This is a genomic window from Paenibacillus glycanilyticus, from assembly GCF_030161375.1.
In the GTDB taxonomy this organism is placed as follows: Bacteria; Bacillota; Bacilli; order Paenibacillales; family Paenibacillaceae; genus Pristimantibacillus; species Pristimantibacillus glycanilyticus_B.
Genome location: NZ_BSSQ01000014.1, coordinates 436,820 through 448,342 on the forward strand (window position 1 = coordinate 436,820; position 11,523 = coordinate 448,342).

At 50.4% G+C, this 11,523-nt stretch carries 11 protein-coding genes; 8 read left to right on the forward strand and 3 right to left on the reverse strand.

Features of this window, described 5'->3' with window-relative positions; translation table 11 throughout:
* The first annotated feature begins 78 nt into the window (after nucleotides 1–78).
* The 6 genes from QQK89_RS18565 (at nucleotide 79) to QQK89_RS18590 (ending at nucleotide 6,332) form a co-directional block, all read left to right on the forward strand.
* Entirely contained in the window at nucleotides 79–771 is a 693-nt protein-coding gene (locus tag QQK89_RS18565; RefSeq protein WP_284240128.1) for a metal-dependent hydrolase, read from the forward strand.
* 120 nt (nucleotides 772–891) lie between these two features.
* Nucleotides 892–1,569, forward strand: coding sequence for a response regulator transcription factor (locus QQK89_RS18570; RefSeq protein WP_284240129.1), 678 nt, complete (start codon nucleotides 892–894; stop codon nucleotides 1,567–1,569).
* Complete coding sequence (locus tag QQK89_RS18575; protein ID WP_284240130.1) at nucleotides 1,566–2,963, forward strand: sensor histidine kinase; 1,398 nt, start codon at nucleotides 1,566–1,568, stop codon at nucleotides 2,961–2,963. The genes QQK89_RS18570 and QQK89_RS18575 overlap by 4 nt, the downstream gene beginning before the upstream one ends.
* Before the next feature lie 188 nt (nucleotides 2,964–3,151).
* Complete coding sequence (locus QQK89_RS18580; RefSeq protein WP_284240131.1) at nucleotides 3,152–3,862, forward strand: polyphosphate polymerase domain-containing protein; 711 nt, start codon at nucleotides 3,152–3,154, stop codon at nucleotides 3,860–3,862.
* Between the two features lie 5 nt (nucleotides 3,863–3,867).
* Nucleotides 3,868–4,575 (forward strand): DUF4956 domain-containing protein, encoded by a 708-nt coding sequence (locus QQK89_RS18585; RefSeq protein WP_284240132.1) that lies wholly within the window; start codon nucleotides 3,868–3,870, stop codon nucleotides 4,573–4,575.
* 20 nt (nucleotides 4,576–4,595) lie between these two features.
* Nucleotides 4,596–6,332: a CotH kinase family protein gene (locus QQK89_RS18590; RefSeq protein ID WP_284240133.1), complete on the forward strand. Its 1,737-nt coding sequence runs from the start codon at nucleotides 4,596–4,598 to the stop codon at nucleotides 6,330–6,332.
* Between the two features lie 225 nt (nucleotides 6,333–6,557).
* Here QQK89_RS18590 and QQK89_RS18595 read toward each other — a convergent pair whose 3' ends face one another.
* Both QQK89_RS18595 and QQK89_RS18600 read right to left on the reverse strand, forming a co-directional pair.
* Nucleotides 6,558–8,222, reverse strand: a complete 1,665-nt coding sequence (locus QQK89_RS18595; RefSeq protein WP_284240134.1) for an ABC1 kinase family protein — start codon at nucleotides 8,220–8,222, stop codon at nucleotides 6,558–6,560.
* Between the two features lie 14 nt (nucleotides 8,223–8,236).
* The gene (locus QQK89_RS18600) at nucleotides 8,237–8,536 is read right to left on the reverse strand and encodes a phasin family protein (RefSeq protein ID WP_284240135.1); all 300 of its coding nucleotides are present in this window, start codon (nucleotides 8,534–8,536) and stop codon (nucleotides 8,237–8,239) included.
* A gap of 177 nt (nucleotides 8,537–8,713) precedes the next feature.
* Here QQK89_RS18600 and QQK89_RS18605 point away from each other — a divergent pair, with 177 nt between their 5' ends.
* Together QQK89_RS18605 and fabV are read left to right on the forward strand one after the other, a co-directional pair.
* Nucleotides 8,714–8,920 (forward strand): alpha/beta-type small acid-soluble spore protein, encoded by a 207-nt coding sequence (locus tag QQK89_RS18605; protein ID WP_284240136.1) that lies wholly within the window; start codon nucleotides 8,714–8,716, stop codon nucleotides 8,918–8,920.
* A gap of 202 nt (nucleotides 8,921–9,122) precedes the next feature.
* Nucleotides 9,123–10,313, forward strand: a complete 1,191-nt coding sequence (fabV, locus tag QQK89_RS18610) for an enoyl-ACP reductase FabV (RefSeq protein ID WP_284240137.1) — start codon at nucleotides 9,123–9,125, stop codon at nucleotides 10,311–10,313.
* A 79-nt stretch (nucleotides 10,314–10,392) separates the two neighbouring features.
* Here fabV and QQK89_RS18615 read toward each other — a convergent pair whose 3' ends face one another.
* Complete coding sequence (locus tag QQK89_RS18615; RefSeq protein ID WP_284240138.1) at nucleotides 10,393–11,406, reverse strand: LLM class flavin-dependent oxidoreductase; 1,014 nt, start codon at nucleotides 11,404–11,406, stop codon at nucleotides 10,393–10,395.
* Between the last annotated feature and the right edge of the window lie 117 nt (nucleotides 11,407–11,523).

The following is an 11,523-nucleotide window of genomic DNA, read 5'->3' on the forward strand; positions in this document are numbered from 1 at the left end:
CTTTCGAAGTAAGTTTGGTGGAGCCGTTTTTGTTCCACTAAACTCACTTCCCACCAAACTTTTAAAGGAGCTTAACCCATGACCGATATCATTTTCCACGGACATTCCTGCGTACAAATTTCTTCCGGTGACAACTCGCTTGTGATCGATCCTTTCTTAAGAGGCAACGAGCTTGCCGTAGCGAAACCGGAAGATATTAAAGTCGATGCCGTCCTGCTAACCCATGCCCATATGGATCACATTCTGGACGCTGAGCCGATTGCCAAAGCAAACAACGCAAAAGTGGTTGCGAACGTCGAGCTTGCTACATACATGTCCTGGAAAGGCCTTGATACGATTGGCATGAACATCGGCGGCACGGTTGATCTGGGCTTTGCCAAAGCGAAAATGATTCAAGCCTTCCACAGCTCCGGCATTACCATCGCTGAAGAGCAGCGCATTATTTATGGCGGCATGCCAGGCGGCTTCATTATTACGGTAGACGGCAAAACCATTCTCCATGCCGGCGATACAGGATTGTATGGCGATATGAAAATGATCGGCGACCGCCATAACATCGATGTCGCTCTCATCCCAATTGGCGATCATTTCACGATGGGTCCTGAAGATGCTCTGCAGGCGGCTGAATGGTTCGGCGCGAAGGTAACCATCCCTGTTCATTACAATTCGTTCCCGGTTATCCGCCAGGATGCGGAGAGCTTCATTCAAGCCTTGGAAGCTAAGGGCTTGAAAGGCCATCTCCTTGAGCCGGGCCAAACACTTTCGATTTAATTCACGTTGCATAGAAACTGCCTTCCCGAACGGGAGGCAGTTTTTTTATCTGCGATTAAGGAAAAAATGACGCAAAACGCCGATAATAAGTAGACAAAATGGAGCAATTGAGGTGCAACAATGAACCGTATCCGAATATTGGTGGCCGATGACGAGCCGCCAATTATACAATTTCTTGAGCTTGGACTATTAAATGAAGGATTTGAGATCCGCACGGCGTTGGATGGCGAAGCCGCCTTAAAGGTAGCCGCCGAGTTTCAGCCGCATGTCCTTATTCTCGATGTGATGATGCCCGGGATGAACGGGTTCGAAGTATGCCAGGCGCTCAAAGAAACCGGCGCAAACGTCGCCGTCATCATGCTTACCGCCAAGGATGAAATTGAAGACCGGGTTAAGGGACTCACGTTGGGCGCTGACGATTACGTCGTCAAGCCGTTTAGCTTCGAAGAGCTGCTAGCCCGGATTAAAGCCCGCCTTCGAAATCAATTCCCAAGTCTGCTTGGAGAAGCCGCTTACGGACCTTTTCGCATTAATGACCGGAAGAAGGAATTGATCTATCGGGATCAGTCGCTTGAACTCTCCCCTACCGAATACGAGCTGCTTAAATATATTATCCTCAACAACGGCATTGTACTGAGCAAAGCTCAAATTCTCGATAGCGTATGGGGCTACCGTTTTGGCGGCGAAGAAAACATCGTCGAGGTATATGTCCGTTCCTTGCGGGAGAAGCTGGGCGACAAAGAACATCGCCTCATCCGTACCCTTCGCGGAGTAGGTTACCGGATGGATCTGGCATGAAGCGGTTTTTCTTCCCCCGCTCGCTCCGGTTCCAACTGCTTCAGCGTTCCTTGTTTGTACTAGCCGCTCTCCTCTTCATGATCGGCATTTTGCAATATGTCCTGATGAAGGATTTTCAGTATAAAAATAAAGCCGAAGCCTTGGACGCGCAGGTCATTTCGCTTCCTCCGGATTGGTTCCCGGCCCCTTTTTATTATCAGCCCGGCTTATCCCTTGCTTCTATAAATCTCGAAGGCGAATTAACCGATCTCTCGCGCGGGGACGAGCTGAGAGCGCCAAAGCTTTCGGCTGAGCAATATAAAGAGCTCATTCGGAAGCCCGATAAGCCCGGCACCTACCGGATTATGACGGATAGCGAAGGTACGGAGCAGCTTGTGGTGCTGCATGTGGTCGGCCCTCCCGGACATCCGGACGGCATTATTCAGGCCGGAACCGATACGGCATCTTTGAAGCAAATTCTGATGACGCAGCTTGCTATCTTTATTGGCTTGTCCGTGCTTGCCTTGGCTGCGGGTTTATCTTTGTACATCCCGCTTCTTCGCCGAACGCTTAAGCCCTTATCCAGTGTCGTAACCTCCGTTAGCCAGACCGATGCCGCAAACTTGAACGAAAGATTGCCCATACATCAAGGACAGCTGGAAGTAGATCAGCTGGCGCTCGCCATTAACGGAATGATGGAACGTCTTGACCTCTCCTTCGAGGCGGAGCGCGCGACAACGGAACGGATGAGGCAATTCATCGCGGATGCGTCACATGAATTGCGGACGCCGCTTACGTCTATTCATGGCTTTATTGAGGTTCTTCTAAGAGGTGCTGCCGCAAATCCGGAGCAGCTTAGATCTGCTCTAAGCAGCATGCAAATGGAGTCGATACGCATCAATAAGCTTGTGGAAGATTTGCTGCTTCTGGCGAAGCTTGATCAAGCCCCGGCACCTGTTAGCGTCGAGATTTCTCTGGACCGGCTTCTCAAAGACATGGAACCCCAACTTCGCTTGCTTGGCGGAAGCCGGACCGTTCAATTGACAATTGCCCCCGATATTCCGGTAGCCGGGCATCCCGATCAGATCAAGCAGGTGGTGTTAAACCTTTTCCTTAACGCCGTTCAGCATACTGATCCGGTTGCCGGTATCGTGTCTCTTAACCTGTCCAAGGATAATGAAGAAGCTGTCATTACGGTAACGGACAATGGGAACGGCATCGGCGAAGAACATCTCCCCCAACTGTTCGAGCGGTTCTACCGGAGCGAATCTTCCCGTACTCGCAAAAGCGGCGGAACAGGACTTGGCCTCGCCATCACCAAATCGCTGGTAGAGATGCATCGAGGCTCCATCCAGGTGGAAAGCATTCCGGGCTCGGGCAGTACGTTCCTGGTCAGACTGCCGCTCCTTCAATAGAACTGAATTGAACTGAATAAGGCTATTCCGACATGCCTCATGCCGGGATAGCCTTTTTGTCATGCCCGACATTACATTCAGCATTCTTTCAGCCAGCATTAAGATTGGAATCAGAATCAGCCTATACAATAAGTTTTGTTAACGGAATGTAAAGACGTTTGAGGCGAGAAACGAGGTGTACAAACGAAATGAGCAAACTCAAATTCAGGCATGAGCTGAAATTTTTCATTAATCATCTGCAGTATTATACGATCCGCCAGCGGTTAAGGAATATGATGCTGCCCGATGAACATACCAGCCGAAACGGCGAATATCATATCCGGAGCTTGTACTTCGACGATATTTACAACAGCGCGCTGCATGACAAGTTAGGCGGCCTTCGCGACCGGAAGAAATACCGGATCCGCATTTATAACGGCAAGGACAAAGTGATTCATTTTGAGAAAAAGCTCAAACGGATGGATTACATTGCCAAGCTGAAGGAACCGCTTACCAGAGCGATGTACGACCGTATTATGGCAGGTGACTATGAAGTGCTGAACGTGCCGGACAAGCCGCTCTTCATGGAAATTTATCACGAAATGAAGGATCAGCTGCTCCGTCCAAAAGTTATCGTGGATTATGTCCGCGAGCCTTACGTATGCGATAACGGCAACGTTCGGATTACGTTCGACAAGGATCTTCGAACCGGCTTGCATGCGGTAGATATTTTTGACCCGACCCTCGCTCCGGTGAAAGCAATTGATGAGGATCTCATCATTTTGGAAGTGAAGTTTGATGAATTTATTCCGGGCTACATTCAAACGGCTCTGCAGCTGGAAGGCTTGAATCGGCAATCCGCGTCCAAATACGTGATCTGCCGGAAATTTTTGAAATACAACTCGTGGGAGGATTATTAGAACTTATGGATACAACAACAGCAACTACGAATGACACGAATACGTTTACCGACTTGTTAAAGAGCTCGGTTCTCGACAACTTCAGCACAGGCATCGATATTTCGAAAATGCTGATCACGCTCGCTATCGCTTTTGTGATCGGACTGTTTATTTACACGCTGTACAAACGGATTTTTAGCGGCGTTCTTTATTCGAAGAGCTTCAATGTCTCGCTGATCGGGATGGTTATCATTACGTCCGTCGTCATTCTCGCCGTCAATTCGAACCTTGTCCTGTCACTCGGTATGGTCGGCGCTCTGTCGATCGTTCGTTTCCGTACGCCGATTAAAGACCCGACCGACCTGATCTTCCTGTTCTGGGCTGCAGCTGCCGGTATCGTAACCGGCGCAGGCTTTTACACGCTGGCGGTCGTTGGTTCGGTCGTTATTGGTCTCGTCCTCTTCCTGTTCGTCAAAGGCGGCAAAGTAGAAACTCCTTATCTGCTGGTTGTTCATTGCGCCAGCGACGAGACGGAACAAGCTGTCCATGAGAAAGTCGGCCAGCTTGTGAAACGTTATAACGTGAAGCAGAAAAACGTAACGCCAGGCAATATTGAAATTACGCTGGAAGTTCGTCTTAATGACCAAGAAGGACGATTTGTTAATGAGCTGTCGGAAATCGGCGGCGTAAGAAATGCGGTATTGATCAGCTATAGCGGTGACTACGTAGCGTAATGGATAGGATGGTGCAACAGATGAAAGCGAAGTTTCTACTAACGCTCTTCTCTATCGTCCTAATCATCGGTTTGACCGGATGCGCTTCTAAGCCGACGGCTGATAACAATGACGAGGGGAATGCCGCGATCCGGGCGGCTACCTCCGAGGATGAGCAGTTTTTAGACAAAAGCGTATTCCCGAAAGACAAGGTTGTCGATGTTAAAATCACGATCGATAAAGACGAGTTTCAGGATATTCTCGATAACGCTAGCGCTGAAGAATATCACACGGCCTCTGTTGATTATAACGGTGAGCATTTCGATAATGTCGCCATTCGCGCCAAAGGAAACTTGAGTCTGCGAAGCGTCGTGCAGATGGACGATTCCGACCGGTACAGCTTTAAACTCTCGTTTGACGAGTATGTGAACCAAACGCTAGGCGGCATTAGCAAGATCAACCTGAACAATAACTTCAGCGATCCGAGTTACATGCGGGAATTTCTCACCTATGAGTTAGCGGAGCAAATGGGACTGCCAACTCCAAAGTTCTCCTATGTGAACGTCTATGTGAATGATAAGCTGTGGGGATTCTATCTGGCCGTTGAACAGGTTGGCGATTCCTATTTGGATCGCAACTTCGGCAATTCGTACGGTGCCCTGTACAAAGCAATCATGAGCACGGGCAGTGACCTCAAATGGATTGACGACAAGCTGGATTCCTATCCAGGTCTGACGCAAAAATCCAAGTCGTCCAACAACAATGTCCTGATCGATATGCTGGATGAGTTGAACAATGGAACAGACTGGAAGGATTATGTCGATGTTGACGATGCTTTGGGCTATATTGCCCTAAACGTTGCCACCAATAATACGGACAGCTATATTGGCGGTAATAAGCAGAATTATTATTTGTACGAGAATGAAGGCGTATGGTCGATTCTGCCATGGGATTATAATATGGCGTTTGGCGGAATGGGCAATATGACGGGAGGCTTCGGCGGCGGCAAAGCCCAAGGTGGCGGAGCTGGCGCAAGCACTAGCAATCTATTGATAGACGAGCCGACGCAAAGCGCAGTGGCCGATCGTCCTCTGGTCGCGAAGCTGCTCGAAGTCGATGCGTACAAAGAGAAATATCATGATATGCTTCAGAACATCGTAGACGGATATTTGTCTGACGGACAATTCCAAACTCGCGTGAATGAATTAAGCGATATGATCTCTTCCTATGTAAAAGCAGACCCGTCCTCTTTCTACACCTATGAGGAATACGAGTCGGGCAAAACATCGTTAATCTCCACTAACGCAAGCACGGTAACCAACATTAAGCAGCAACTCGACGGCACGATCCCTTCCTCGGGCGACGGTTCCGGCAGCGGCGGCGGGATGGGCATGCCTGGCGGCGACATGGGTGGTCAAGGATTCCCGGGCGGCCAGCAGCAAGGCGCGGCTCCAGGCGATAACGCGGCAGGTGACCAGCAAGGCGCGGCTCCAGGCGGGGACAATGGCCAAGGTTTCCCGGGCGGAGAAGGAATGGGTCAACCTCCCGAAGGCTTCCAAGGCGGCGAGATGGGTCAGCCTCCGGAAGGTTTTCAAGGCGGAGGATTTGGTGGTGGTGGTGGAGGAATGCGCGGCGGCGGCATGCCGGCCTTTGGCAACATGGGCGGCCAAGTTGCTGAGCAGGACAACTCCAAGGAAGCCATCACCGCGGGTATAGCCATCGTTGTTTTGCTCTTGGCTTGCCTATTCATCAAATACTTCAACCGAAGAAGATTATAGCTTTCCATAACAAAGGAGCAGGGACTCACCCCTGCTCCTTTCCGGCTTCCCTCAAACAAATGGAGGAGGAATGAAGGCAATGTATCTCCTGGAGGAGCGTAGCGCTTGCCTTTGCCATGTACTTTACCACTCTATAAGAATCGTTAAAGTAAAGTACTGGCAACAGCAACCGGAAGGAGATACATTCCGAAATTCCATATTCCATTATCAATGCCTTCTGCCTTCTTACCTACTCCGTATAATCGCCACAATCAACCACACAAACAAAATCGACGCGATCCCGAAGCCAATCTCAATCGCCGGGATATTCCACAGCACCGTACTCTGATGCCCCATGGACGAGCCGATGATCAGGCCAACCATAATAATGCTGAACGACAAAAGCACGATGCTTAAGCTTAGCCGATTGCTGATCTGATCCATTTTTTTCAGGACGGCATTTAGCTCCGGTATAGCAAGATCAAGGCCTACTCGGCCTTTGCGCAACGTATTCAGTACGCTTCGCAAGCTTAATGGCACATCGGACAGCAGCTCCAGATAATCCGGTATATCGTCTACCCACTTGCGCGCAAGCCTGCGCGGATCCAGCTTCTCGATCACCAATTTGCGGCCAAAAGGTTCGGCAACGTCAAATACGCTTATTGCCGGATCAAGCGACGTCGCCACGCCTTCCATCGTCAGAAACGTTTTGCCAAGCAGCGTAAGTTCGGACGGAATCCGGATACCATGGCGAAAAGCAAGCGCGAATAACTCGCTAACGGACTCGCCGATTTTCACCTGACTAAGAGGAACCTTGTAATATTTGTCCCTCATTTCGTCTACGTCCGCCCGGAGCGCCTTCATATTCGTATCATCCGGGATAAAGCCCATTCCGTTAATAGCCCGGATAATCGTGCTCGTACTTTGATTGCGCAGACCAATTACAAAGGTGGCAAAATGTTTTTTCGTATCGGGAGTTAGTCGCCCCACCATGCCAAAATCCAAAAATGCCAAATTCCCGTCAGGCAAAGCTAATACATTGCCCGGATGGGGGTCCCCATGGAAAAAGCCGTCGACCAGAACTTGATGAAAGATCGTTTTTGCGTATCGCTCGCCAAGTTTTTTGCAGTCGTACCCTTCCTCAACTAGCCGGTCCCGATCAGACAACTTAATGCCTTCCACATAATCCATCGTCATAACAAGCTTGCTTGTATAATCCCAATAGACCGCCGGGATGATGACGCCATCAAGCTTACTGCTTTGTGCCGCAAAACGTTCGGCATTACGGGCTTCCAGCTCGTAATCAAGTTCGGAGCGGAGCGCTTTTGCAATCTCATCCATCATGTCCCGCACCCGGTAGCTGCGCGCCCATTCGAGACGATGCTCTGCCACGCGGGCAATCTCGGACAATATATCCAGATCCGTCTCAATAATTTTCTGAATATGCGGTCGTTGCACCTTAACGGCAACGGATGTCCCGTCAATTAGTCTAGCCCGGTACACCTGTCCAATTGAAGCCGAAGCCATGGGCACTTCGCTGAACTCGGCGAACAAACGCTCAATAGGCATGCCCAGCTCATGTTCAATAATATGTACGGCTTCCAAATAGGTAAAAGGCTGCACCTGGTCTTGCAATCGCTCAAGCTCCGTAATGATTCCCGCTGGAATTAAGTCCGGCCTGGTGCTGGCCATCTGTCCCAACTTAACAAATGTAGGCCCCAGCTCTTCTAAGAACATTCGAATCCGCTCGCCTACCGTGCGTTTTCGAATGCCCCGCCTCTCTCCGCCAATCTTCAGCCCCGTATCTGGCAGCCCCAAATCTTTGGCGATATACCCGAAGCCGTTCCGGACAAAAGCGACAGCAATTTCCCGATAACGCTGCAAATGCCTGAATTTTGTTCTAACGCTCATACAACCGCCCCAATTTAATCCACGGGTGTTTCTTTATGTTCCAGCGCGGCTACCCGGCGCTCCAACTGCTCGTATTGCTCTTTGGTTACATAATTATCGCCTATAATGGACTGCACCCGTTCACGGATCATCTCTTCTATTTTATTGCGCGTTTCTTCGCCTCTGCGCAGCACGTCATCGACATAAGCCGAGGATTCCGCTTTGGTGATTTCGCCTTTTCGAACCCATTCTTCCGCCAGCTTTTCAACCTGCTCCTTGCTGGTCACCGCAAATCCAAGTCCAAACGATACCGCCCTGCCAAACAAATCCTTCATCTGTATCTCATCTCCTACAGTATGGAATATATCCAGTTTATGCAACTTGGCCCGATTACAGTCATCCCGTATGCACACACCGTCCAATACAGGTAAAAGAAGGTTAAATTAACGAATAATTCTTTCTCGATTCATGCATAATAAATCTCAAAATCGTTTTTTGGAGGCTAGAACTTTATGGCGAACCGCAAATCCTTGTTAGTTCCCGAAGCACGCGCCGCGCTTGAACAAATGAAATACGAAATCGCGCAAGAGCTTGGCATTCAACTTCCCGCCGACGGCTATTATGGTCATATGACCACTTACGATATGGGCTCCATCGGCGGATCCATCACCAAACGTCTGGTCCAGATTGCACAAGAGCAAATGGCCGGCCGCTTCTAGAACATTTGGCGACTTCCTATACTTACGCGACAAGGGCTAACCCTGCAGAAAAATACTGCTGCCAAGGGCTTGGCCCTATTTTTTGTGAAATCCTTAATGAGCGAACTTCCCTTTAGAGCTAAAAATCGGTAAAATGAGAGATGGCTTGTCTTATAGCGATCAACCTATACTTATGATTTTAATGAAGAGAGGATTTTCCCATATGATCATTAAACCGAAATCCCGCGGCTTTATTTGCACAACCGCTCATCCGGTTGGATGTGCAGCGCAAGTTGAACGCCAAGTGGAATATGTACAATCCCAGCCAAAAATCGAAGGCCCGCGCAACGTACTCGTTATTGGCGCGTCAACCGGCTACGGCCTTGCTTCGCGTATTGTCGCATCGTTTGCTGCCGGCGCCAACACCGTTGGCGTGTTCACCAGCAAAGGCGCGGAAGGCAATCGTACCGCAAAAGCAGGCTGGTACAACACCGCGGCTTTTGAGGAAGCTGCCGCCAAAGCCGGCTTGAAATCGTTCAGCGTCTCCGGCGATGCATTTGCCGACGAGACGAAAGCAAGAACGATCGACCTGATCCGTACGGAGCTTGGTTCGGTTGACATGGTGATCTACAGCGTAGCAGCTCCGCGCCGCGTAGATCCAAAGACAGGCGAAGCATTTAATTCGGTCATTAAACCAATCGGCCAAACCTACACGAACAAAACGGTAAACTTCCATAACGGCGTTGTTACGGAAGCTACCATCGAACCGGCTACGGAAGAAGAGATCAGCCAGACGATTACCGTTATGGGCGGCGAAGATTGGCAAATGTGGATCGACGAGCTGCAGGCAGCCGGCGTTCTCGCTGATGGCGCTACAACGATTGCTTACTCGTATGTTGGTCCTGCCATTACGCATGCTGTCTACCGTGACGGCACAATTGGCAAAGCCAAAAACGATCTTGAAGTAACCGCGCACCGCTTAACGGAGCAGTTGTCCCCAACTGGCGGACGCGCTTATGTAGCAGTGGCGAAAGCTTTGGTTACGCAATCCAGCTCGGCGATTCCGGTTGTTCCTCTCTACATCTCGGCGCTGTTCAAGGTCATGAAGGAAAAAGGCATCCATGAGGGCACGATCGAGCAAATGTACCGTTTGTTTGCAACCCGCCTGTATGTGGACGGCCAAACGCCTGTTGACGACAAAGGCCTCATCCGCATCGATGACTGGGAAATGCGCGATGACGTCCAAGCTGAAGTAGACAAGCTGTGGGCAGAGATCACAACGGAGAATGTTTACGAATTGTCCGATCTCGAAGGCTACCGCCGCGAATTCTTCCAACTGTTCGGCTTCGAAACCGAAGGCGTTGATTACGAAGCGGATACCAATCCGGAAGTCGCTATTCCAAACCTTCGCTAAAATAACGCAAAAAACCGGAGCAGGCTTGACCTGCTCCGGTTTTTTGCGTTTGTTTTGAAACATGTGGACCGCACACGTTTTACTTCCCGCTTAGTCCAAGCTGAGCAATCAGCTCGTAAGACTTCAGCCGCTCCTGATGATCATAAATCGCGCAGTTGATAATCACTTCGTCGGCGTCAGTCTGTTCAATAAACGCATTGAGCTTTGCTTCCACCGTCTGCGGGCTGCCTTTAATCGCCGTACGCAGTTGATTTCGCACCGCCGTCAGCTCATGCGGATTTGCGACTCCCTCCAGATCAGCCGGCGGTTGAATTTTTCTCGGTACGCCGCCCCGGATCAAATTCAGGAATTGCTGCTCGAGCGTAGTCCCGAGCCATTCCGCATGCTCATCCGTATCGGCAGCAATTGCATTAACGCCAACCATCGCATATGGCTTATCCAAATAGGCCGAAGGCTTAAAGCTGTTGCGGTAAATATCTAGTGCCGGCAAGGTGAAGTCCGGCGAGAAATGGCTGGCGAAGCCAAATGGCAGTCCCAGCTCCCCGGCTAGTCTTGCGCTGAAATCACTGGAGCCTAGCAGCCAGATCGGCACATCAAGTCCTTCGCCCGGCACCGCGCGAACCGCCCGCTCCGATTCCGGTCCCCGGAAATAACCGCGCAGTTCCTCCAGCATCGCGGGGAAATTCTCCCCGCCGTACAAGTCGCGGCGCAGCGCCATCATTGTCTGCCGGTCACTGCCCGGCGCGCGGCCAAGCCCAAGATCAATCCGGCCAGGATATAGCGACTCCAGCGTACCGAATTGCTCTGCAATAATGAGCGGCGCATGGTTTGGCAGCATGATGCCGCCGGAACCTACCCGAATCGTCGAAGTGCCGCCGGCAATATGTCCGATTACCAAGGATGTGGCCGAACTCGCAATTCCCGGCATGCTGTGATGCTCGGCTACCCAATAACGGGTATAACCCCATTGTTCCGCGTGTTGGGCAAGATCAAGACTGTTGCGCAAAGCGTCCGAGGCCGTCGATCCCTCAACGATTGGAGCCAGATCTAATATAGATAGCTTGACGTTGCCAAGCTTTTTGGATGTAGTCATGTTTCACTCTCCTTTTCTCACAATGACATCTTAACCATTATAACGAAGTTCTATCGCGTCTGCTATACATTAGTAAGTGACTGCAGAAAACACAATGTTTCCCTACTAAAATCCGCC